The sequence below is a fragment of the Solitalea agri genome (assembly GCF_023914155.1).
Classification (GTDB): Bacteria; Bacteroidota; Bacteroidia; order Sphingobacteriales; family Sphingobacteriaceae; genus Solitalea; species Solitalea agri.
The window spans coordinates 286,514-310,424 of sequence record NZ_JAMWYS010000058.1 but is presented as its reverse complement, the minus strand read 5'-3'; the positions used below and the strand labels follow the sequence as shown (position 1 = coordinate 310,424).

17 protein-coding genes are annotated in these 23,911 nt (G+C 36.4%); 10 read left to right on the top strand and 7 right to left on the bottom strand.

Features of this window, described 5'->3' with window-relative positions:
- Nucleotides 1-13: 13 nt before the first annotated feature.
- Entirely contained in the window at nt 14-340 is a 327-nt protein-coding gene (locus NF867_RS17405) for a hypothetical protein (RefSeq protein ID WP_252589672.1), read from the bottom strand.
- A gap of 255 nt (nt 341-595) precedes the next feature.
- Between NF867_RS17405 and NF867_RS17400 the strand changes: the two genes are divergently transcribed.
- Nucleotides 596-976: a hypothetical protein gene (locus NF867_RS17400; RefSeq protein WP_252589671.1), complete on the top strand. Its 381-nt coding sequence runs from the start codon at nt 596-598 to the stop codon at nt 974-976.
- A 79-nt stretch (nt 977-1,055) separates the two neighbouring features.
- Here the strand turns inward: NF867_RS17400 and NF867_RS17395 are convergent, their stop codons facing one another.
- From NF867_RS17395 to ku, 4 genes are all read right to left on the bottom strand, one after another.
- A complete protein-coding gene (locus NF867_RS17395; protein ID WP_252589670.1) occupies nt 1,056-1,511 on the bottom strand; it encodes a ferritin-like domain-containing protein in 456 nt (151 codons plus the stop codon).
- A 194-nt stretch (nt 1,512-1,705) separates the two neighbouring features.
- On the bottom strand, nt 1,706-2,767 hold the full coding sequence (locus NF867_RS17390; protein WP_252589669.1) for a DNA topoisomerase IB: 1,062 nt from the start codon (nt 2,765-2,767) through the stop codon (nt 1,706-1,708).
- A 21-nt stretch (nt 2,768-2,788) separates the two neighbouring features.
- Nucleotides 2,789-5,200, bottom strand: a complete 2,412-nt coding sequence (gene ligD / locus NF867_RS17385) for a DNA ligase D (protein WP_252589668.1) — start codon at nt 5,198-5,200, stop codon at nt 2,789-2,791.
- 6 nt (nt 5,201-5,206) lie between these two features.
- Nucleotides 5,207-5,980 carry a non-homologous end joining protein Ku gene (ku, locus tag NF867_RS17380; protein WP_252589667.1) on the bottom strand — a complete coding sequence of 258 codons (774 nt, stop codon included), beginning with the start codon at nt 5,978-5,980 and terminating at the stop codon, nt 5,207-5,209.
- A gap of 667 nt (nt 5,981-6,647) precedes the next feature.
- Here ku and NF867_RS17375 point away from each other — a divergent pair.
- The 3 genes from NF867_RS17375 (at nt 6,648) to NF867_RS17365 (ending at nt 9,600) form a co-directional block, all read left to right on the top strand.
- Entirely contained in the window at nt 6,648-7,922 is a 1,275-nt protein-coding gene (locus tag NF867_RS17375; RefSeq protein WP_252589666.1) for an NfeD family protein, read from the top strand.
- 28 nt (nt 7,923-7,950) lie between these two features.
- The gene (locus tag NF867_RS17370) at nt 7,951-8,733 is read left to right on the top strand and encodes a slipin family protein (protein ID WP_252589665.1); all 783 of its coding nucleotides are present in this window, start codon (nt 7,951-7,953) and stop codon (nt 8,731-8,733) included.
- Between the two features lie 153 nt (nt 8,734-8,886).
- Entirely contained in the window at nt 8,887-9,600 is a 714-nt protein-coding gene (locus NF867_RS17365; RefSeq protein WP_252589664.1) for a head GIN domain-containing protein, read from the top strand.
- A 91-nt stretch (nt 9,601-9,691) separates the two neighbouring features.
- Here the strand turns inward: NF867_RS17365 and NF867_RS17360 are convergent, their stop codons facing one another.
- Both NF867_RS17360 and NF867_RS17355 read right to left on the bottom strand, forming a co-directional pair.
- A complete protein-coding gene (locus NF867_RS17360) occupies nt 9,692-10,873 on the bottom strand; it encodes an OmpA family protein (RefSeq protein WP_252589663.1) in 1,182 nt (393 codons plus the stop codon).
- A gap of 51 nt (nt 10,874-10,924) precedes the next feature.
- Nucleotides 10,925-11,311, bottom strand: a complete 387-nt coding sequence (locus NF867_RS17355; RefSeq protein WP_252589662.1) for a YciI family protein — start codon at nt 11,309-11,311, stop codon at nt 10,925-10,927.
- Between the two features lie 296 nt (nt 11,312-11,607).
- Between NF867_RS17355 and NF867_RS17350 the strand changes: the two genes are divergently transcribed.
- From NF867_RS17350 to NF867_RS17325, 6 genes are all read left to right on the top strand, one after another.
- A complete protein-coding gene (locus NF867_RS17350) occupies nt 11,608-14,484 on the top strand; it encodes a triple tyrosine motif-containing protein (protein ID WP_252589661.1) in 2,877 nt (958 codons plus the stop codon).
- 455 nt (nt 14,485-14,939) lie between these two features.
- Nucleotides 14,940-15,797: a glycoside hydrolase family 16 protein gene (locus tag NF867_RS17345; protein ID WP_252589660.1), complete on the top strand. Its 858-nt coding sequence runs from the start codon at nt 14,940-14,942 to the stop codon at nt 15,795-15,797.
- Nucleotides 15,798-15,834: 37 nt separating this feature from the next.
- On the top strand, nt 15,835-17,277 hold the full coding sequence (locus NF867_RS17340; RefSeq protein WP_252589659.1) for a glycoside hydrolase family 30 protein: 1,443 nt from the start codon (nt 15,835-15,837) through the stop codon (nt 17,275-17,277).
- Between the two features lie 88 nt (nt 17,278-17,365).
- Nucleotides 17,366-18,775: a glycoside hydrolase family 30 protein gene (locus tag NF867_RS17335; protein ID WP_252589658.1), complete on the top strand. Its 1,410-nt coding sequence runs from the start codon at nt 17,366-17,368 to the stop codon at nt 18,773-18,775.
- Between the two features lie 10 nt (nt 18,776-18,785).
- Nucleotides 18,786-20,537, top strand: coding sequence for a cellulase family glycosylhydrolase (locus NF867_RS17330; RefSeq protein ID WP_252589657.1), 1,752 nt, complete (start codon nt 18,786-18,788; stop codon nt 20,535-20,537).
- A gap of 492 nt (nt 20,538-21,029) precedes the next feature.
- Nucleotides 21,030-23,900, top strand: coding sequence for an ATP-binding protein (locus NF867_RS17325; protein ID WP_252589656.1), 2,871 nt, complete (start codon nt 21,030-21,032; stop codon nt 23,898-23,900).
- Nucleotides 23,901-23,911: the final 11 nt, after the last annotated feature.

Here is a 23,911-nt window from a genome sequence, read left to right as displayed (position 1 = left end):
TGTTTATTTAAATTTATGTATGTGTTATATGCTGTATTTGGGCAATGAATTTATCAAAGCTGTCGTCCTCATAATTCGAATAAACTCCATATGCGTCGAGGGCATATCCTATTAAGCCATTATTTGCTTCAATGATATAGATGACCGCATTGTCAGATGGATCAGAATTACCTTCAAACCGATAGGTCTTACTAATATGCAGTTCATCGGGTTTAAATACCTGGTTGCTTTGAATAGCTTTAAATCCTTCATCCGTCATTCTAAACTCAGCATCCTTCTTTTCCAGTCTCAATTTTTCGAGTATTTCACTAACTGTTTTCATTTCATGAGGCGATTCCATATCTAAATACTTTAGATTAAAAAATTATGTGAGTATCTACCTATCTATTGAAATCATTGTGCCATAGCATTAAATGGGCTGCTTTTAATATATAAGAGTTTGTTTGCTGATTTTTTAAAGGGACATAAATTGCCTGATAGTCAGCTATTAGGGTAGTATGTTCCACCATCTTGTTATTTATTATGGCTTTAAGGGAACGGCCAAGAATGGTATTGTTTTTTCACACTTATAAGTAAAACCAGTTAAATAAAAATTATGATTGAAGAAAATCAAGGAATTAATACCGGCCAGGCCGGAACTAATTCACCGCAACAACCCAACATGCCTAATCCTAATCGTCCGGATACCAGACCTGAACAGGAGCCATGGAAAAATGATCCTACTCACCCGGATAGAAGAAATCCGAATGAGAACGATCCAACCAGAGAAGACCCAAAATGGAATGAGCCAATAGGAGAGGAAGATGAAGGAGCGGGTGAGGAGGAAGAAGAGGATGATGAACACAATAATCCTCAAGATCAACGAGAGGTAAATGAATTTCCTTCTAAAAAAGATCCAGCAACAATGCCGGATGTAAATCAAAATAGAGGGGATATTGAAAACGTTGATCCCGATCGAAATGAACGCACATTTTAATTTCGGGCACCACATTAAAAAAGCCACCAGGAGAATTTCCGGTGGCTTTTACTTAATTCTCATAATTTTCGTTTTTAAATTAAGCTGCCTGATCGCGTAGCTGTTTTATGGTATTATGCCCTTCAATTACGCGTTGTTTCTGCATATTTAAAACATTGAGGGTGGCATTATCCCATAAAATGTCTTTATCAGCTTCTGCTTTTCTATATGCATCGAGCGCCATATCTTCACCATGTTCACAATCTGATAAAATCTGATGCCTGCTACCACCCGTAAATAATGATTTAATATCCATCCATGCCCTGTAAAATTTACCACCAACTGACGTTGACTCAGCCGGATGCCCGTTAATTTGAAATATATGGTCCGATAATTCATTGATGTTTTTTGAACTATCCAGGGCCAATTTCTGAAACAGTTTTTTTAGTTCATTATCATTAGTAAGTTCGATAGCTTTTTGGTATCCCTGAACACGATCATTGTTAACTTTTAACAAATCGTTGAGTGCTGAAATTACATGATTTTGATTTTCCATAATTCTAGTTATTAGTGTTAAGCGAATGATTTTTAATTAACCAGAGAAGAGTAATGGAAATATCGTGCCTTTGACTTTCTATGACCGACAATAAGGTTTTTGCAAAACTGAATGTTTATAAATTTCTATAAATCAAGTGGTTACTTGCTCAATGTGTGGAATTTTTAGGAGAGTTAAAGTGCCTTGGTAGTGGTTTATTTAGATGGTTTATCAATCTTTCTTAAGAATGACAATAAAATTTTTTCGCTGATTGCTAAAGAGTTTGATTTGTTGTTGGTTTGGTGGATTAGTTTTTTTGTAAAGGGATAGAGAGAGCCATTTTCATAAGCGAGTAAAAGTTCTGGATGAACGTAGTATTTTCTACAAACTGTGCGAGTGTTTCCTAATTGACTGGCAACATAATCAAGCGTAGCATTTATATTTCGTTTTGCTTCGGTTATTGTAGAAAATTTTTCTAAACCGGACAAGAATTTCAAGGCATTTAAAGTCCCTGACCAGGTTCTGAAATCTTTGGCAGTAAAATCTTTACCGGTGTATTGCCTGATATACTCATTGATCATTCCTGAATCGATGGTCCTTTTTTCTCCCCATTGTTCATAATATTGAAACAGTTCCTGTCCAGGTAAATCCTTTAGTTTTTTAACAAGATTTACAAGATTTTTTTGCGATAGATCAACCTCATGGAAAATACCTTTTTTCCCTTTAAAACTAATTTTCAAGTGACTCCCGTTCACTTTAATATGTTTGTTCTTTAAGGTTGTTAAGCCGAAACTTCCATATTGCTTAGTATAAAAAGTATTACCAATTCTAATTAGTGTATTTTCAAGCATCTTTAACGCTAATGCAACTACTTTTTCTTTTGTGAAGGTTTTCTTTCTGAGGTCTTTTTCTATTTGCTTTCTTAAAGATGGTATAGCTTCTCCAAACTCCAGCATTCTATTGTGCTTTCTCTCATTTCTTTTCAACGACCAACTACTGTGATACCGATATTGTTTTCTGCCCTTTTGATCAATTCCGATAGCTTGCAAATGACCATTAGCTTGTGTGCAAATCCATAGGTTTGTCCATGCAGGAGGTAGCACTAGTCCATGGAGCCTATTCAGTATTTCTGGGTCTTTAATCACTTTGTTGTTAGTGTCGTAAAATAATGTTGATTTGCCTTTAATTACACGGCTATAACCCGGCAGATCGCTGCTTACATACACCAATTGCATGGAACGAGCTTCAGCCTTTAGCTCTTTTAGATCCTTGTTCATCTTTCCCAAAACATTAATACGCTACTCCAATTTGGCCCCAATTGATTTTAGGTTTACCGATGTTTTAGCAAGCTCAGACCAGGGATCGGTGTAATTTTTCAGTAAATCAGGTACATTAAAAATGGTATAGTCGTTCATTTTTAATTTGTGATTTACCTGTTTCCATTTTAATGGCCATGAAACTGTTGCTTCAGGTTTCGGTCTCAAACTAAAAGGTGCAGCGATAGTTTGACCTTTTCTATTTTGTAAAAAATCAATGTATACTTTCTTTTGCCGTTTTTGGGGGCTGCGTTCAATGCTTGTAAATGAAGGAATTCGTTGATGAATGGAGTTGGCCAACCATTCGGCAAAAATTCGGGAAGAATCAAAGCTATATTTTGCTCCTAAGTGAAGGAAAATATGCAATCCAGTAGACCCCGATGTTTTCACAAATGATTTAAGGCCTAGCTGTATGCAAAGTTCATTTGTTGCTAAAGCAGTATCAATAACATACTTAAAATCAATATTCTCAGGATCGAGGTCTATGACCAAATAATCCGGATTATCGGGTTTTGAAATTTTAGATAACCATGGGTTTATTTCAATGCAACCCAAATTAGCCATGTAGAGTAAAGAGGCCTTATTGTTACAAACCAGGTAGTCAATTTGTTTATCATTGCTTTCAGAATAAATTGGCGTTGTTTTAAGCCATGCAGGCGACGATTCAGGGGTGTCTTTTTGGTAAAAACTTTCTCCATGAATGCCATTTGGATGTCGATTGAGGGAAAGCGCCCGGTTTTTTAAGTGGGGTAGTATATGATCACTTACCTGGTCATAATAGTTTATTACATCTCCCTTACTTAGGTTTAACTCAGGGAAGTAAACTTTTCCCAAATTAGTAAACTTTAAAGTTACAGAACCTATTTTTTGGGTTTTATCTTGAGCGTGTGTTTTGGTTTCCATTTTATCATATCTTATATCCTTTAAAACAGGATGCCGTAATCGACCTTCGGGGGTTAGTTCGGTAAATTTTACCGTACACATAATTTGAGGGTTTACATAATGAATTTTCGTTCTATTCGAAAACGACTCTTTAAAGGGCTTTATTGAAACTTCAAGTGGTTGTAATAATGACCGCATTTCTTGGGCCATTTCATTATTCCATCCTGTACCGCATTTTCCCCGAAATGTTATTTCATTTCCTTTTTTCTCTACCAATAACAACGCACCTATAAAATCATTTTTATTTTGAGGTTCAGTGTATCCAGCAATCAAAAATTCATCGTCGTTTTCGTTTTTAATCTTTAACCATTCTGAACTTCGTTTACCCAGATAGTACTTGCTGTTAATTTGCTTGGCCAAATATCCTTCGGTACTGATATGCATTTCCTTTTCCAGTTCTTTTAAACTTTTTGCAAATGGTGTGAAGACAATCTGAGGGTTATTAAGTTGATCAATAAAGGTTTTTAAGAGTTCTTTTCGTTGCAGTAGCGATAGTTCGGTTAAAAAGTGACCATTCAAGTAAATGAGGTCAAAAACATAATAGTAAATTTTGCCGGTGGGCTTTTTGTTGAAATTTTGGAGTGCATTAAAATCAACCACTCCTTTTGCATTTAGTTTTACTATTTCTCCATCAAGTATAGCTGTGTGACCTACTTCTCTTAATACATCTGCTATTTGTCCATATTTAACAGTATAATTTTGAGCATTTCTACTGAACAATTCTGTTTCTCCATTTTTTATAACCGATATAATTCGATACCCATCGAGCTTAGGCTCATAAATCCATTCATCCTTTTCATTAATAGCATCCGCCGAAGTGGCAAGCATGGGTTTTTGAAAACCTATTTTATGCGTTTCTTTTGTTTTAGGTTTTGTTGTGGAAGAGGAGCTGGTCACGTTCTTCTTTTTCTTGATGGAAGCAGGTACTTCGTCTTCACTATTATAAGCTTTATTAACAGCGAATTTGTCTTTATGCTTAATTAGCAGCCAGGCATTTTCTTCAGCATTCTGGAATTTAACCAATGCAAATTCGCCCTTTAACTTTGAGCCTTTAAGTACAATTTTAAGATCTCCATTATGTAGCTCCCGCTTAATTTCTTTTTGAACATCGGCCGAAGGTAATAAGGGTTCATAGTAACCTTTGTCCCAAATCAGCACGTTACCTGCCCCATAATTTCCTTTTGGGATTTCTCCTTCAAAACGCTGATAATCCAAGGGATGGTCCTCAACCATAATGGCCAGTCGTTTATCAAGGGGATTTAATGAAGGCCCTTTGGGAATTGCCCAGCTTTTTAATACACCATCCAGTTCAAGCCTGAAATCATAGTGCAACCTTGAGGCATGATGCCGCTGAACAACAAAGGTTAGTTTCTTACCAGTTTCTTTTCCTCCCTTAGGTTCTGAGGTATGGGAGAAATCTCTTTTTTGGTAATATTTCTCCAGTTTGCCCATTTTATGTTATGAGGTTTGTTTTTTCTTGGTTGACAAACTTTCCATTAGCTGCGACATCAGATCTTCGGATTTTTTAGAAACCACCTTAAGTTTTCTTATAGAAGGTCTTTTGCCAGTAGCCTTCGCTTTAATAATTTTCAGCAATGACTCGGAATAAGAGTCATGATAGTTAGAAATATCAAAAGGGCTGGAGTATTGTTTTATTAATGCCACCGCCATGTCTAATTCTTTTTTCGAAATAGCCGTGGTTTCTACATTAAGTTCTGATGGATCCCTGATTTCTTCAGAAAATCTTATTTTTTGGATTATAATAGTATTGTCAACAGCTCTGATAAGACATAAGTTTTCAGAAGTGCGCAATACAAATCGGGCTAACCCAGCTTTTTTGGTTTTTTCAAGAGCTTCGTAAAGTAAGGAATAAGCTTTAATGCCACCTTTTTCGGGTTGTGTGTAATAGGGCATTTCATAATAAATGGCATCTACTTCATTCAAATCCAAAAAGTTTTCAATTTGAATAATTTTATTTTTTTCAGGAGCTGCTTCTTCAAAGTCGCTTTCTTCTAAAAGTACATAGTCATCATTATACTTGTAACCTTTAACAATATCACCCCAATTAACCTCTTTGCCGCTATGTTCATTAACTCGCATATACTTTATATGCGCATGATCTTTTCTGTCGAGCATATCAAGATCGAGTGAACTGGATTGTGTGGCACTAAAAAGTTTAATTGGAATGTTTACCAATCCGAAACTTATACTTCCTTTCCAAATTGCTTTCATAACCTACAGAATTGATGAGTGAAAAATGCCATTGTTATGCCATTTTAAAATAAACAGTATTGGTTTTCAGTTGATTACAAATTTTGGAAATATTTATTAAACAAACAGGGAAATAGTTAATTAATCATTTCCCTGTTACAGTATATTAATTGGTAAATAAATAATATTGATATATCTCAGGGTCTTCTATGGTTAGGAGGAGAATAGGAACCTTGCTTTTATAAAGTATTCGTAGTCTTACCTTAAACAACTTTGACTTTAGTATCGGAAACCCACCTTCATTTTTCGAACCTGGTTCCTTAAATGACTTTTTCTTGTTATACATTTCATTGTCTTTTTTGTTGCTGTTTTATATAGTTAGAAAATTATACCATTTTATAAAATCTGTATTATTGATACTTGTAGTTAAAATAAGGTGGCGTTTCAAGGTTTTAGAAGTTATGTATTGGGGAAATAGATGCTCATTCTATAAAAGATTCTGATGAGGTATTGAATAAATTCGCCCTCCTTTTTTATAAACTTAATTAATTCTTGTTGTTTCTTTCTTTGCATTCTACTACCTCAAATAAGTTGAATTGATATTGTTGCTTTGTTTAACTAACTTAGTTACAGTTGTTTATGGTTTTCAGGTAAACGGCTAAACTAATAACCCGTCTTCGGGACTTATATGTGGCGCACTATATTATTTCTCGCCTTTTTACTAATCTACCCTCTACTACTTGATGCTCAAAAAGTAATTGTTTTAAGCATTGATGAAACAATCAATCCAGTTGCTGCTGGATTTATTCATAAAGGAATCAATAAAGCAAAAGAAGAAAGGGCCGAATGCCTTGTTGTTCAGTTGAATACTCCTGGAGGATTACTGAAATCAACACGGGCTATTGTTAGTGACATATTGGAATCGCCGGTTCCAGTAGTGGTATTTGTTTCACCTGCCGGAGCTCATGCTGGTTCAGCCGGTGTTTTTATTACCATGGCAGCACATATTGCCGCTATGGCACCGGGAACCAATATCGGAGCGGCTCATCCGGTAGATATGCAAGGAAAGGTTGATTCTGTAATGAATGAAAAAGCCACTAATGATGCGGCTGCCTTTATTCGTTCTATTGCTGAAAAACGAAATAGAAACTTTCAGTGGGCCGATGAAGCAGTGCGAAAAAGTTCCTCTATTACCGAATCTGAAGCACTGAAAAAGAATATTGTTGATTTAGTAGCGATTAATCTCAACGATTTACTCGGAAAAATTGATAACAAAAAAGTAGAAACAGGTACCGGGAACAAGGTGCTTCATACCAAAAACGCCAGCATTGAATCATTGGAGATGAGCAGTTTTGAAAAAATGCTGAACATGGTAAGTGATCCCAATGTAGCCTATATAATTTTAATGCTTGGTTTCTATGGGATATTGTTTGAGTTTTATAATCCCGGTGCTATTCTGCCCGGAATTATAGGTGTCATCAGCTTGATCCTTGCTTTTTATGCTATGCATACATTGCCTATTAATTATGCAGGGCTGGCCCTGATCATTTTTGCAATTATTCTTTTTTTGCTGGAGATCAAAATTGTTAGTCATGGGGTTTTGGCAATAGGAGGAGGGGTTTCACTATTGCTAGGGTCGATGATGCTTATTCGAAGCGATTCATCCCTGGAACTCGCTAAAAAATCGTGGAGTGTTATCTTTTCATCAGTGGGTGTTACTACGCTCTTTTTTCTTTTTGTAATTGGTTTGGGATTGAAGGCACAACGGCTGAAGCCAGTAACGGGTATTGAAGGAATGATAGGCGAAACTGGAGTTTCTCTCGAAACGCTTGATCCGGTTGGCAATGTAAGAATGCATGGTGAGATCTGGAAGGCTGAATCAGTGAGTGGAAGAATTGATGTAAACAGTAAGGTGAGGGTGGTAGCACTTGAAAAAATGCGATTACGAGTTGAGCGTTGTTAAAATTTCTATCGGCATTAAATAAATAATTATGATAGCAGTACCTGTTTTTTTTGCTGTTCTTGTTCTTTTTGTAGTGGTTATATTAGCCAATGCAATTCGTATTCTGCGTGAATATGAACGGGGTGTTATATTTCGGTTAGGACGCTTAATCGGAGCCCATGGTGTTAAAGGTCCGGGAATTATCTTTTTGATTCCAATTATTGATAAAATGGTGCGGGTAAGTTTACGCACTGTTGTTATGGATGTACCTCCCCAGGATATCATTACAGAAGATAACGTTTCCCTTAAGGTAAATGCAGTGATCTATTTTCGTGTTATTGAGCCTCAAAAGGCTGTTGTGGAGGTTGAGAATTATCTTTTTGCTACCTCCCAGCTATCTCAAACTACCTTAAGAAGTGTTTTAGGACAATCCGAGTTGGATGATCTCCTTTCACAGCGTGAAAAGATCAATCAAAAGCTACAACAGATCATTGATGCACATACCGAACCCTGGGGAATAAAAGTGTCGAATGTTGAAGTAAAGCAAATTGATTTGCCACAGGAAATGCAGCGTGCAATGGCCAAGCAGGCCGAAGCAGAGCGCGAGCGGCGATCGAAGATCATTGCTGCAGAAGGTGAATTTCAAGCATCGCAGCGTTTAGCCGATGCAGCCAAAATATTGAGTGATCAGCCAAGTGCATTAACTTTGCGTTACCTTCAAACCCTGCGTGAAATTGCTACAGAGAATAATTCAACAACCATTTTCCCTGTACCAATTGATTTACTTAAACCTTTTTTAAAAGCAGGATTTAAAGAAGGTGATTCCTATTGAAAGCAATATCCCAAGAAATAATTCTGGTTATGCCTAGTAAAGCTTAATTATGCCAATTAAATTTTGGCCGGTTTAAAAGTTTTAATTTGAATTAAACTTTTTTAATGTAACCTTTAAGTAAGTATTTACGTCAAAAATTACAAAACCTAAAAAATGAAATTCAAAAGTTACTTTGTTTTACTTGCTCTTCTTGTAGTTGTTTTCTCATCATGTAAAAGAATGTGCATTGTTGGTTCAGGCAATGTGATCACTAAAGAACGTGTGTTAACCCATTTTACCGGTTTGGATGTGAGTGGAGCATATTCGGTTGAGCTTACTCAAGATTCAGTTCAGAAAGTGGAGATTATTGCCGATGATAATTTGCATCCTCAGATTTTAACATCGGTTAATGGAAATGTTCTTAAGATCCATAATAAAAAGGATTTTTGTGTCACACATTCTATCGTAGTTAAAATTCACATGAAAGATTTAAGTAAAGTTGATGCATCAGGAGCTGTTAATGTGAAAATGATGAATCAATTTAAGATAAATGAACTCCTGTTTACTTCATCCGGAGCAACTGAATCGGAACTAAATTTAAATGCGAATAAATTGGTAACAAAAATCAGTGGAGCCGGAAAAGTATCTTTTTCCGGACAAGCTGCAGAACATTCAATTGACATATCTGGAGCCGGAAAAATTCGTGCATACGATATGGTTACCAATAAATGTACAATTGATGTTAGTGGAGCATCTGATTCAGAAGTAAATGTTCTTTCTGAACTAATTGTTTCGGCAAGTGGTGCTAGTAAAGTACGTTATAAAGGTACACCTGCTAAAGTGGTTGATAATGCCAGCGGTGCTTCGTCAGTAGAAAAGGCTAACTAGAAGATACTTTCAGTACAAATCATTGATAAGTACACATAAATGGGGATAAGTGCTTAATTGCATCTTATCCCCATTTAAATTATAAATGTTTCTATTTCTCCCGAACACTAACCGAAACCCGTCTGTCTTTTATCCGGTCTTCTTCAGGTGCCTCGGCTGGGAATTTGGCAAACTCAGAACCATAGCCTTCAGCTCCTACCACCTGATTGCCAACACCCGCAGTTTTCAAAGCTTCCAAAATGGCATTTGCACGGTCTTGAGATAACTTCTTGTTTGTCGCTTCATCACCAACTTTATCGGTATATCCCCCAATTTTAATTTTAACTTTTGGATAGGCTTGCAAAATTTTCACAATGTTATTCAGCTCCGATTCACTTTCAGGTATTATTTCAGCAGTTCCAAATTTGAAATTCAGCTCATTAAAATCAAACCAGTTGTCTTTAGTTATAGTAGCCGTAGAATCATTGATAAACGCGATCAATAGATCTTCTATACCACCTTTATAAGCTTCAAGCTCAATGCCATCGGGTAACATAAGCCTAACAGGTTCTTTATTGATAACCACCGCCTCGGTTTTGATTGTACTAGCTGTATCGGTTGTAGTAGTAGTTGGAGCTACTGGAGTGGTTTCTTTATTACAAGTTCTCATCAACCATACCAATATAAATACCACCAGGAATGCAAGAAGAGTTGGAATGATCCAGCGGTTTCTCTTTTTTATTACACCTTGATTAGTGAATACTTCTTGTGGCTTATCCTTTAATTTTATACCTAAATCAGCAGGGATAGCCGACAAAATTGAGCTCTTTTGTGATGATAGCAATGCTGATAACTCACCAGCAGAAAGGTTGTTCTCTTGAGCATGTTTACCTAATAATGAAAGAGCAAATGGCAAGATTATTCCGAATAGTGAAGCTGTGCTGGAGCCCTTTAAGCCGGCAAAACTTGATATCGAATTAGCTGTTGAACCAAATTTATCACCCAAAATATTATTTATCAGTGTTGGGCCGATAGACGGAATTCCACCACCACCAGGGGTGAAGCATTCGTACAATCTGTTGCTAATTCCACTGTTGGAAGCCTCCCTTGCTAAACTCAGAACCGATTCAGGGTCTGTTTCAGCTTCTTTAACTATTCCATTCAGCGAAACAGGAATAATCGCCTCCAGTCCTTTTTTTACACTAACAGTTCCTTCGTTAAGATAGATTTCTGCTTTACCAATTAACTCATTGCCAAAATAGCTGTATACAGTATCAATAAAATTGAAAGCCATAAGAATAAAATTAGATGTGGTTTATAATTTATTAGGTCTTTTAAAAGGTCATTATGGTGAAGTTTGGGTTGGATATAGGAAACCGGTGTTTTCTTTCGTTTTGATGGGGCGAACTTCAATTCGGGAACCTTCATTGAATTGAAATTCAGGATTAGCCCTTGCAATTTCAATAGCATCAATTAAACTATCGGTAGTAATATGGTAATAACCACCAATTATCTCTTGGGAAGTATCAATTGTTGTTTCTTTCCATTTATTTTCCTCATTCGAGATAATACAACCAGACCATTCTATCGGTTGAGCAGAAATGAGCTTTCCATCATTTTTAAGTTTGTCGATATAATTTTCACAAGCTTTAAGAAATTCCTGGTGTTTTTCTTCAGACAGTACTTCTTTGCTATTACTTTGTTTCCTGATAAAAAACATGAACTCTTTCATGGTTATGATTAAGTTAATTCGGCCAATCGGGTTAATTGGATAAGAGAAGAGTGATATAGCTTTAATTTAACAAAAAACAATTTATGAAACCAGCGCTGCATTAAAATAACCTGTCCAGCTTGTTTTAAGGGCTATTGCTAGATCTTTAAACTTTAAAATCGCTACTTTAAAATTTCTCGAATATTAAGTCTACATTAGTTTTATAAAAGCGCTCCTTAAATTTCCAACTCATAAGTTTTACTTGTTTCTAAAAATTGTTAAGGTGAGAGCATGTAATTGCTTGAATTGAATGTACTATGAATAAATATTTATTGAGCTGCTTACTTCTTTTGCTATGTTTTGGAGCTCAAGGGCAAAATCAACTAGCTTCTCCTCAAATAGTTAATTATATAAGTGATGATTATAAAGCCGGAATTCAGAATTGGGATGTGGCCCAGGATCAATGGGGAAGGCTTTATTTTGGCAACAATGAAGGCCTGCTTACATTCAACGGTCATTTTTGGAATTTATACCGCCTTCCTAATTTTACAGTTGTTCGTTCTGTTGAAATTGATTCCAAAAACAGGATTTACATTGGTGGACAGGATGAGATAGGATATTTTTTACCTGATGAAAGAGGAGAGCTGAAATATCATTCACTTGTATCATTGATTCCTGAAAGTGAACGGAGCTTTTCAGACATCTGGAACATTTCAATTATTAATGATGAAGTGTTTTTTAGAGCCATCAATAAGATCATTCATTATAAAGAAGGTAGCATAAAAATATACAGAACTGATACCGAGTGGGTGTTTTTGGGACAGGCACATAACCAGCTTTTTGCCCAAGCCAAACAGGTTGGCGTACTAAAATATAGTAACGGCATTTGGCGACCGTTTTGTAATTCACCATTGCTAAATGGAGCAGCTATTACTTCCATTACCGAATATGGCGGAGATACACTTCTGGTTTCGACACTTAAAAATGGTTTATTTTATCTTATTAATGATCAATTGATCAGTAAGAAAACAAGTCTTGATAAAACCTTTTATAACGACCGTATTTATTGCTGCAAACAGGTTAATACGCAATGGTTTGCTATAGGAACAACATCTGCAGGTGTAATTATTATTGATAGGCAAGGACGATTGGTGCAGAAATACGCCTTTCAGGATGGACTGCAAAACAATAATTGCCGGGGTTTACTGATTGATCAGCATAAAAACTTATGGCTGCCTTTGGATGATGGAATTGACTTTATTGCACTTAATAGTTCAATAAAATCAATTCATCCTGATAAGAGTCGGCAAACCACCAGCTACGCTATGAATGTTTTCAATAATCGACTGTTTATTGGTTCCTCAACTGGTTTGTACGCTTGTCAATTGGAAACCGGACAAAATGATTTGAGTTTATCAAAAAGTGTTTTGTTCGAGGTAAATAATACAAAGGGGCAGGTCTGGAATCTTGATGAGGTGAATAACCATCTTTTGATGGGTCATGAAGATGGTTTTTTCGAAATCTCTGGTACTACTGCTAAGCAAATTTATTCAACACCCGGAACATGGCTGGTTCAACCTGTATCCAATGTTTTCCCTTCACAATCAATTATCGCCGGAACCTACAAGGGGCTGCAACATATTAAGTACTCCAACGGAACTTTTTCTGATTTAAAACACATAGACGGATTGTATGAATCATTGCGTTTTATTGCTTTTGACAATACAAGTAATACCATTTGGGCATCTCATCCTTACAAAGGTGTATTCAGGCTGGAGCTATCTGGCGATTTTAGTAAGATTATTAAAAGAACCATTTACACAAAAAAGAATGGACTGCCCTCTGATTTAGGAAACTACATTTATCGAATTAAAAACAGGATTGTTGTTGCCTCTGAAAAAGGGATTTATGAGTTTGTTGCCGTTAAAAATAGATTTGTTTTATCAACTGTTTTAAATGACGCATTAAGTGGTTATACAGTTAGGTATTTAAAAGAGGATCCTGATGGAAATGTATGGTTCGTTAGCGATAAAGATATTGGAGTGGTTGATTTTCAGCATCCATCAAAAGGGAAACCTTATACCCTGTTTTATTTTCAGGAGCTTAAAGATAAAGTGGTAAAAGGATTCGAATGCATTTACCCTTTCAATAGCGAGAATATTTTTGTTGGTGCAAGCAAAGTGGTGTATCACCTTAACTATAAAAAATACCTGCAAAATATTAGTAAGCCAACTGTGGTATTGGGTAAAGTTAGACTATTGGGCGAAGAAGATAGTGTACTTTTTGGAGGTTATAATGCTTCCTCGAAGCAAGGAGCTATTAATAAACTAGCGCATAAGTATAATTCGGTTCGCTTCGAATATTCTTCAACATTATTTGAACAACTTAAAAACACAGAATTTAGTTATCAGTTAGTTGGATTTGACAAGGACTGGTCACAGTGGACCGACAAGTTTGAAAAAGACTATACCAATCTGCCGGCGGGTAAATATTCGTTTAAAGTAAAGGCTAGAAATAATCAGGGTGCTGATTCTGTTCCTGTATTTTACACTTTTATTGTGTTGCCGCCTTGGTATCAAACCTGGTGGATGTATTGTTTGTATGTAGCGCTCTTTTTGGGGTCAATGTATTTTATTTATAGATGGCAACAAAAGAAACACAAAGAGGAACAGCAGAAAATGCAATACTTGCATCAACTGGAACTCGACAGAAATGAAAAGGAGATTGTTCGTTTAGAGAAGGAGAATTTGGAGGCTGATATTAACTATAAGAATAAAGAGCTTTCAATTATGACCATGCACTTGGTTGAAAGAGGTAAGGTGCTAGCAAAGGTTAAAGAGATGCTCGTAAAAAAGCCGGAGGCGAATGAAAAATCAACCAGTTTTAGGCAATTACTTCGGTTGATCAGAGATGTAGAGAACGGTGAGCAGGATTGGAATCAGTTTACCATGCATTTTAATAATGTAAATGATCATTTCTTTAACAAACTTAAAACCGCTTATCCTGATCTAACCTCAACTGAGTTGAAGTTGTGCGCTTATATTAAAATGAACCTGTCGACCAAAGAAATCGCCCAATTGATGAATATTACCAGTAAGGCGATTGAAGTTGCACGATATCGTTTAAGAAAAAAACTCCGATTAACCCCCGAAACAAATCTTTATGATTTTTTGACCAAAGTTTCAAAAGAATAAACCTATCCGAATTAGCTCTAAGAAGAGCATAAAGTCCGATTTTAATCGAACTTTATATTTGCTAAGGTTTGTCTGCTTAAATAGCTGTAGATTAAATGATTGATGCCTATCTGTAGTGCTATTGTAGGGCTGTTTTTTCAGATGTTTAGTGGTTTTGTATGGTTTCTGTAGGGGTATGTAAATTACCTTCGTTTTCATTTCTGCTTTACATTTAAAAAAATAATTACTGCCTCCTTTTGCAGTAATAGTCAACCAATTTATCAGGTAATAATTTTGACTTATTGAATGGGTAAGATGAGCTTTGGCTATGATAATTTAATAAGTCGTTATTAAGTCCTGTTAAGTATTGCATAAAATCGATAGGAAAGTTTTGCATTTGAAATATTAATAATTGGTTATGTAAGCTGCCGGATTTCCGGCAGCTTCTTATTGTTTGCTTACATCCATTTTATATTATGAAAAAAATACGAATGACTACCTGGTCTGTTCTTTTATTAGGTGTTTTGGCTTGCTCCGGTAAGAAAAAAGAAGAAAAGGCTGACTATCCAAACTTACCACAAGCGCCAACTGATAAGCAATGGCAATTTGAAGCAACACCAATGTGGGCTGATGAATTTGATTATGAAGGATTGCCTACTCCTGATAAATGGGGATATGATTTAGGCGGTTCGGGTTGGGGAAACAATGAACTAGAATATTATACCAATTCTATTGAAAATGCCTCGGTTGCTAATGGTAAGCTCACCATTACTGCTAAAAAGCAATCGATGGGAGGTAAAGATTATACTTCTTCCCGTATGATTTCAAAAGGTCAAGGGGATTTTTTATATGGAAGAGTAGAGATTAAAGCCAAACTGCCAGCAGGTAAAGGTACATGGCCAGCATTGTGGATGCTGCCTACCGATTGGGAATACGGAGGTTGGCCCCAATCGGGTGAGATTGATATTATGGAACACGTAGGATTTGATCCCAATGTGGTGCATATTTCTGCACATACCGAGGCTTATTATTTTAAAATAAATACCCAAAAAACAAGTACGAAGACCATTCCTACAGCCACAACCGATTTTCACCTATATCGTCTTGATTGGACTCCCTACGCATTAAGAGGCTTTATTGACGATGTACAAGTGTTCGAATTTGTAAACGAAGGTAAAGGTTATAAGGTATGGCCTTTCGATAAGCGTTTTCATATACTTATGAATGTGGCTGTTGGAGGCGATTGGGGAGGTGCACAAGGTGTGGATGAATCTGCATTCCCTGCAGCAATGGAAGTAGATTATGTAAGAGTTTACAAAATGATTGATAAATAACCTCAATTGATAATATAAGCTTATCAGCCATTAAAATATGAGAAAATCAGTTTTAACCTTTTCGATACTTGCACTAACTGCCTCAGTACAGGCTCAGCAAACCTATTCAACCGATGGTAAAAAAATATCGGTTTATACCACAGCACAACAATCGGCTTTGCGATTATCTCCAAATGGAACAGCTGAATTTAAACCTCACGGCCAACCGTTTGAAACTGAAGTGACCATTTTTGTTGATCCAACAAAAACATTTCAAACCATTCAGGGGATTGGAGGAGCAATAACAGACGCTGCGGCTGAAACCTTTGCTAAACTATCTAAAGAGAAACAACAGGAATTTTTAACTGCTTGTTACGATAAAGATAAAGGAGCTGGCTATTCACTAGCTCGTACACATATTAACAGCTGCGACTTTAGCAGCGACACTTACACGTACGTTAAGGACAATGACAAGGAGCTGAAGAGTTTTGACGTTAGTCACGACAAAAAATACCGCATTCCGTTAATTAAACAAGCCATTGCAGCTGCGGGCGGTCAATTAACCACTTTTGTGTCACCATGGAGTCCTCCGGCCTGGATGAAAGACAACAACAACATGTTACAAGGTGGTAAATTATTACCTGAATATCGTCAGGCCTGGGCCAATTATTATGTGAAATTTATTCAGACATACGAAGCATTAGGAATACCAATTTGGGGCTTAACAGTTCAAAATGAGCCGATGGCTAAGCAAACATGGGAATCGTGTATTTATACTGCAGATGATGAGCGCGATTTTATTAAAGGCTATTTAGGTCCAACGCTTAAAAAAGCAGGTATGGATAATAAGAAACTGATTGCCTGGGATCATAACCGCGACCTTATTTACCAGCGTGCAAGCACTATTTTAGATGACCCTGAAGCGGCTAAATACGTTTGGGGCATTGGTTACCACTGGTACGAAACCTGGACCGGTAGTGGTATGCAGTTCGATAATGTGAAAAGAGTGCACGAAACCTATCCAGAAACTAATTTGATTTTTACTGAAGGATGTAAAGAGGTGTTCAACTTAAAGAAAGTTGATGATTGGACATTAGGCGAACGTTATGGCTATTCGATGGTAAACGATTTTAATAATGGCACCTGCGCTTGGACTGACTGGAATGTATTGCTTGATGAAACTGGAGGTCCAAATCATGTTGGCAATTTATGTTATGCCCCGGTTCATGCGGATACTAAAAATGATAAACTGATTTATACAAATTCGTATTATTATTTCGCGCATTTTTCAAAGTTTGTTCGTCCTGGAGCGAAACGCATTATCGCATCCTCTAATCGTGATAAATTGTTAACCACTGCTTTTATCAATACAGATGGTAAAGTGGCGGTAATAGTAATGAACCGCTCTGACGATGCCTTGCCGTTTAATATTTCAATTAAAGGAAATAATGCTTCTGTCAATAGTCCTGCACATTCAATCAGTACATTAATTATTAAATAGTTAATAAGTCAATATTGGTTTTAGCTCAACTTTGCACTTGGTAGATAAATTTTATGGTTTTTATCAGGGTAAGATTGTTAGAAAAGAAATGAAAGCATTGTTAAAAAGCAGTTTAGTAAGTGCACTGTTGGTAGCTTATTCCGGTTTTGCTTATGCTCAGAAAGGCGCTAGTATTGAATGTTGGATAACCGATCCTGCTAAATCTGTTTTATTTCAAAAGCAGGCACAGTCGATAAGATTTAGGAGTACTAGCTCAGGCATCAACAGTACTATCGATGTAAACCCCAAAGAAACTTATCAGTCGATAGATGGATTTGGTTACACACTTACAGGAGGCAGTGCCGATCATTTAATGGGCATGAGCAAGTCAGCCAGAACTGAATTGCTGCATGAACTTTTTGGAACAGAAGGAAATCAGATTGGAACCAGTTACTTGCGCTTAAGTGTAGCTGCATCTGATTTGAATGATCACGTTTTTTCATACGATGATTTGCCAGAAGGTGAAACGGATGTGGAAATGAAAAAGTTCGATTTAGGTCCTGATAAAAAGAATTTAATTCCGGTTATAAAAGAGATTCTGGCAATTAATCCTCAAATCAAATTCTTAGCATCTCCATGGTCTCCTCCAAAATGGATGAAAACCAATAACGATACACGTGGAGGTAGTTTAAAACCGGAGTTTTATGATGCTTATGCGCTTTATTTGATGAAATATATTCAAGCCATGAAAGCAGAGGGTATTGCAATTGATGCACTAACCGTTCAAAATGAGCCCTTGCATCCGGGGAATAATCCGAGTTTACTGATGTTGGCTACGGATCAGGCTGTTTTCGTGAAAAATCATTTAGGTCCGGCATTTAAAAAGGCAGATATAAAAACCAAGATCATTGTTTATGATCATAACTGTGATCGCCCTGATTATCCGATTTCTATCTTAAATGATCCTGACGCCAAAAAATACGTTGATGGTTCTGCTTTCCACTTATACGGAGGTAAAATTGAGGCATTAACAGAAGTTCATAACGCACACCCTGATAAGAATGTTTATTTCACGGAGCAATGGTTTGGTTCTCCTGGTAACTTACCCAAGGACTTTGCCTTCCACATGAATGATCTGATCATTGGAGCAGCACGTAACTGGAGCAAGACCGTTTTAGAATGGAACCTTACAAGTAATCCTCAGCTAACTCCATTTACCGATAGGGGTGGATGCGATAAATGTTTAGGGGCGGTAACTATTGATGGAGATAAAGTGACCCGCAATCCGGCTTATTACACTATTGCACATGCTGCAAAATTTGTTCGTCCGGGCTCGGTTCGTATCGCTTCAAATACATCGGCTGACTTGCCAAATGTGGCTTATAAAACACCTCAGGGCAAATATGTATTAATCGTATTTAACAATTCACAAACAAGCCAATCGTTTAACATCAGGTTTAACAACCAAACGGTTACCCTAAATCTTGATGCACAAGTAGGTGGCACCTATGTTTGGTAGCAAGCATAAAATGAAACAACAGACTATATATAAGAGCATGATTGGTATTATGCTCTTTTTTTTACCATTAAGTTTATTAGGTCAAGGGTTTTTAAAAACCAAAGGGAAACTTATTGTTAATGAAAAGGGCGATAAGGTAATTCTTAGAGGTATGGGTCTTGGTGGCTGGATGTTGCAGGAAGGGTATATGTTTAAGCTGGGCCATATCGGTCAGCAATATAAGATCAGACAGGGTATTGAATCCTTAATTGGCAAGGTTAAAACCGATGATTTTTACAATACATGGCTAACTAATCACACTACAAAAAGAGATATTGATTCGTTAGCTGCCTGGGGTTTCAATTCGGTTCGTTTACCCATGCATTACAATTTATACACTTTACCCGTTGAGCAGGAACCGGTAGCGGGTCAAAATACCTGGCTCGAAAAGGGCTTTACAATGACAGATAGTTTACTAAGTTGGTGTAAGTCCAATCATTTATACCTGATTTTAGATTTACATGCAGCACCTGGTGGACAGGGAAATGACCTGGCAATTTCCGACCGTGATCCTTCAAAACCATCTATTTGGGAGAGTGAAGCTAACCGACAAAAAACGATTGCTTTATGGAAAAAACTGGCGCAGCGTTATTCCAATGAACCTTACATTGGAGGCTACGATATTATCAACGAACCTAACTGGGGCTTTACTGATCCAAATGATAGAATTGGCAATCAGGAGAAGGAGAATAAACCGCTTCGTCAGCTAATGGTTGATATTACCACGGCAATTCGGGAGGTGGATACCAAGCATATAATTATTATTGAGGGCAATGGCTTTGGAAATAACTACAATGGCATTATGCCTCTTTGGGACAATAATATGGCGGTAAGCTTTCATAAGTATGGTAATTTTAATAATCAGGCGAGTATACAAGGCTTTCTTGATCTGCAAAAAATCAACAATATGCCTTTATGGATGGGGGAGTCGGGAGAGAATTCAAATACCTGGTACACTCAATTGATCAGTATGGTGGAAGCTCACAATATTGGCTGGGCTTGGTGGCAGTTGAAAAAGATGGGTTCAAACAATCCTCTGGAAATAAAACTTACACCTGGGTATCAGAAATTGGTTGATTATTCGAATGGAAAAGGAGAGAAGCCAACTGAAGCTGAAGTACAGGCAACTTTAGATGAGTTGGCTGAAAATCTGAAAACAGAAAACAATGTGTATCACCATGATGTGATCGATGCCATGTTCCGTCAAATAAGATCAACAGAGACCATTCCATTCAAAAATCATTCAATAGGAACCAATGCAACAATTAATGCAGTTGATTATGATTTGGGCCGTCAGCGTTATGCTTATTATGATACGGACTCGGCAAGCTACCATTATACTCCAGGTGTAAACACCGTGGGTAACATCGGTCGTCTTTATCGAAACGATGGAGTGGATATTCAGCAAGATGAAAATGGATTTTATGTTTTTAAAATTGAGGATGGAGAATGGCTTCAGTATACAATAAATGTTAAAGATCGGGGAAAATATTCCCTGAATCTGAAGGTTTCTGCTGATTCTTCGGCAGGGAAAATTTCAGTTTTTGTGAATAATGAGTTAAAAATTGATGGTCTGGAAATTCCAAAGAAGCTAAATTCAGATAAATGGTTAGTGGTTAAAACTGCTGGAACTGACTTAAAATCAGGAGTTAACAGGCTGAAAATTCGATTTGATAAAGGAGGATTTAATTTTAGTTCACTTCAATTTGCTAAAATTAAATAAGGTGAAATAATAGATTTTCAATATAAATAAATTGTAAACAAAAGGTTTTGTAATTATTAATAAAGCCTTATATTTAACGCTTCAACCAATTTATCAATTAATTATGTTTAGCATCAGACCTTTCCGGGTCTGGTGCTTTTTTGTTTCTAGAAAAACATGATCCACATCATAGAATAGCCCTATTTCTGGTTATTAATTTCCCCACCAAAAATTGATGCCCCTAATGCGTATTACACCACTGGAATCGGAATTTAAACTCTTCCGGTAATGCATGTTGAAGATCTGATCGTTGATTCGCCATTCTTTTTTGAACAGCTGTTTTTCGTCCCAGACCCACCGCTTTTTTAATTCACCCAACTTCTCTGAAGTTATGTTTATTATCTCATAATCATTGAAAAGATGATTTATATCAATTTTTTAACAATCGAATTCATTTAGTTTCGTCCGCTTGAAATAGTTGATATAAAACATATTAAGGGAGGAGTAGTGCAAATGAATCGAAAAAACATTTCAATCGTATTATTTACAATGCTGGTTATCGGTTCCTATTTGTTTATTAACGTTGGGAACTTTAAAGAGCATAATCGATCAAGTTCATTATCCTTAAAACAAATAAACACATTAAAAGAAATTAACTACGAGTTTTTGTCTACGGCATTTTTTGTACGAGAATCTATTATTCGGGGCGATTATTCGGTAAATGAGAAAGTAAAGAGTCTTCACAGCTCGATAGATAAAAAGTTATTTTTTTTAAAAAGCACGATGGTAGATCAAGAAAAAACGCTTGATACCATCTCAAACTTATTTCAAAAAAGAAAAAAAATACAATTTGATCTGTTAGCTAAACCTGGAAAAGGATTACAGAAAGAACTTCTTAAGCAAACAGATTCAAACACTACGGCGTTTTATAAGGTCACCAATTCGCTTCTTAGCAGATGGGAAAAATTGGAACACAAAAAGGCACTAGCCATCAACTTTTACTCATCATTATTCCTCGCTGTATTAGCCTTTATTTCTGCAATTATTTTTATTAACAAATCTGTTTTACTTTTTCGTACCCAAAAACAATTAAAACAAACACGGGTAAACGAAAAACAGTATTTAGAATTCGTTGAAAACCTGGCCGATGCTGTAGTCGCAACAGATATAAATCGATACATTACATTCGCCAGTTCCAAGTTTTCCAAAATGTTTGGCTACACTACACAAGAATTGATTGGTAAAAATATCATTGAATTGGGGTCCTCAGATTCTATTCAAGAAATGAAGGCTCATAAACATGAATTAAAAACTTCTCAAGTGCCTATAGTGTCCGAAGTGCTATTTATTTCTAAAAATGGAAAAATGGTATGGGTAGAATTAAAATCAACAAAAATAGACCCCGATCGAAGAGAAAGAGGCTTTTTGCATACAGTAAAGGATATTACAGAAGCGAGAAGTATAAAAGAAGAATTGAAAGCATCTGAAAAGGAACGTAAAAAAACCTTGAATTTATTATTAGATATCTTTCAAAACTTGGAATCTACCATAGTTTATGTGAAAGATCTAAAAGGTACCTATCTACTTGCTAGCCCATCAGCTAAAAAATTCTTTGGAATGGACCCTGTCGGAAAAAACAACTATGACTTTTTTTCTCAGTTAAAGTCCACACACTTCGAAAAATTAGATAATGAGGTCATTTCTTCAAGAAAAATTTTAAAGTTTGAATATATCAATGAGGAGAACATTCAGCCGGCTCATTTTATGATGGTAAGGTTTCCTCTTTTTGATTCAACTGGAGAAATATATGGTGTAGGTGTTATTGCCAATGATATTACGGAAGAGGTGCAAAGGCGAGAGGAGCTTATAGCAGCCAAAGAAACCGCCGAATACTCCGAAAGAATGCAGGAACAGTTTTTGGCGAACATGAGTCATGAAATTCGTACGCCATTAAATGGGATCTCTGGTATGAATCGCTTATTGCTGGAAACACATTTAACCGAACAACAGCGCGACTTTGCCAATTCTATTAAAACGTCGGCAATTAACTTATTGGATATTATCAATGGCCTTCTTGACCTTTCTAAAATTAAGGCAGGAAAAATGACTTTTGAGACTATTGACTTTGATGTTTTAGAGCTTTTGGATCACCTTAATCGAGGTTTTCAACTAAACTTAAAACAAGGTATTCAGTTAGAGTTAAACATTGATCTATCATTACCTAAAGTTTTGCTGGGAGATCCACTGCAACTGCGCCAGATCCTGGTCAATTTAATTGGCAATGCAATAAAATTTACATCTGAAGGTAAAATCGTAGTTACTATTACTGCTGAAAAGAATGCTAACGGAATTTTGTTAAAGGGTTCGGTTGCTGATTCAGGTATCGGTATTTCAGAAGAAAAGATCACAGAAATTTTTAAGCCGTTTGTGCAAGCCGAAGCCGAAATTACCCGCCAATATGGAGGAACGGGTCTTGGATTGTCAATCACTAAACAATTACTCGAATTACAAGGTGGAACTATAGACGTAAGTAGTGAACTCGATAAAGGATCAACCTTTAGTTTTACACTTCCCTTAGGTTTAGGTGATGAAACAAAAGTTGTTATTAAAACAAAGGAAGAAGCGATTTCTTCATCTTCATTTAAGGGGAGGAAGTTTCTTTTGGTAGAAGATCAGGAGGTTAATCAAAAACTTATTTTCAATCTGATAAAAAAAGCAGGGGGGCAAATTGTTATTGCTCAAAATGGTAAAGAAGCTGTTCATATTCTTGAGACCAATAATAAGTTCGATTTAATATTAATGGATCTTCATATGCCAGAAATGGGTGGCGTTACGGCTACTTCATACATACGTAAAACATTAAAACTGAAGATTCCCATTATGGCAATGACTGCCTCGGCCATGAAAGGTGAGCGTGAGTACTGTTTATTTAATGGGATGGATGAATATCTGTCGAAACCATTTGAATTCACAGTTTTTTATAAAAAAATCAATGAATTACTGGGAGACAAATTAGAATTTACCACTACAGATTCAGAAATAACACCAGCCTTGTATGATTTAGGACAGTTAGCTGAACTTGATGATATGGACTATTTGATGGAAATAATCACAACTTATATTGAAACTGTGCCAGTGATTTTAAGCCAAATTCAGGAAGCTGTTTATTTAAAAAATTGGGATGATGTACGTTCACATGCTCATAAAGCTAAAAGTCCGGTAGGCTTATTTCAGGCAACCGCATTATACGAATTGCTGAATGAAATAGAATGTAATGCTAAAGAAAAAACAGCACTTAATACTTGTTCAAAACAAGCAGAACGAGCCATTGAACTAAACAATTCAATAGTAGCTGAGCTGAAATTGCTAAAAGTAGATTGTTAAAATATAATTCA

Excerpts from the sequence above, each read along its gene's own strand:
- NF867_RS17405 (WP_252589672.1), bottom strand. The coding sequence starts at position 340 with ATGGAATCGCCTCATGAAATGAAAACAGTTAGTGAAATACTCGAAAAA.
- NF867_RS17400 (WP_252589671.1), top strand. The coding sequence starts at position 596 with ATGATTGAAGAAAATCAAGGAATTAATACCGGCCAGGCCGGAACTAAT.
- NF867_RS17395 (WP_252589670.1), bottom strand. The coding sequence starts at position 1,511 with ATGGAAAATCAAAATCATGTAATTTCAGCACTCAACGATTTGTTAAAA.
- NF867_RS17390 (WP_252589669.1), bottom strand. The coding sequence starts at position 2,767 with ATGAACAAGGATCTAAAAGAGCTAAAGGCTGAAGCTCGTTCCATGCAA.
- ligD (WP_252589668.1), bottom strand. The coding sequence starts at position 5,200 with ATGGGCAAACTGGAGAAATATTACCAAAAAAGAGATTTCTCCCATACC.
- ku (WP_252589667.1), bottom strand. The coding sequence starts at position 5,980 with ATGAAAGCAATTTGGAAAGGAAGTATAAGTTTCGGATTGGTAAACATT.
- NF867_RS17375 (WP_252589666.1), top strand. The coding sequence starts at position 6,648 with ATGTGGCGCACTATATTATTTCTCGCCTTTTTACTAATCTACCCTCTA.
- NF867_RS17370 (WP_252589665.1), top strand. The coding sequence starts at position 7,951 with ATGATAGCAGTACCTGTTTTTTTTGCTGTTCTTGTTCTTTTTGTAGTG.
- NF867_RS17365 (WP_252589664.1), top strand. The coding sequence starts at position 8,887 with ATGAAATTCAAAAGTTACTTTGTTTTACTTGCTCTTCTTGTAGTTGTT.
- NF867_RS17360 (WP_252589663.1), bottom strand. The coding sequence starts at position 10,873 with ATGGCTTTCAATTTTATTGATACTGTATACAGCTATTTTGGCAATGAG.
- NF867_RS17355 (WP_252589662.1), bottom strand. The coding sequence starts at position 11,311 with ATGAAAGAGTTCATGTTTTTTATCAGGAAACAAAGTAATAGCAAAGAA.
- NF867_RS17350 (WP_252589661.1), top strand. The coding sequence starts at position 11,608 with ATGAATAAATATTTATTGAGCTGCTTACTTCTTTTGCTATGTTTTGGA.
- NF867_RS17345 (WP_252589660.1), top strand. The coding sequence starts at position 14,940 with ATGAAAAAAATACGAATGACTACCTGGTCTGTTCTTTTATTAGGTGTT.
- NF867_RS17340 (WP_252589659.1), top strand. The coding sequence starts at position 15,835 with ATGAGAAAATCAGTTTTAACCTTTTCGATACTTGCACTAACTGCCTCA.
- NF867_RS17335 (WP_252589658.1), top strand. The coding sequence starts at position 17,366 with ATGAAAGCATTGTTAAAAAGCAGTTTAGTAAGTGCACTGTTGGTAGCT.
- NF867_RS17330 (WP_252589657.1), top strand. The coding sequence starts at position 18,786 with ATGAAACAACAGACTATATATAAGAGCATGATTGGTATTATGCTCTTT.
- NF867_RS17325 (WP_252589656.1), top strand. The coding sequence starts at position 21,030 with ATGAATCGAAAAAACATTTCAATCGTATTATTTACAATGCTGGTTATC.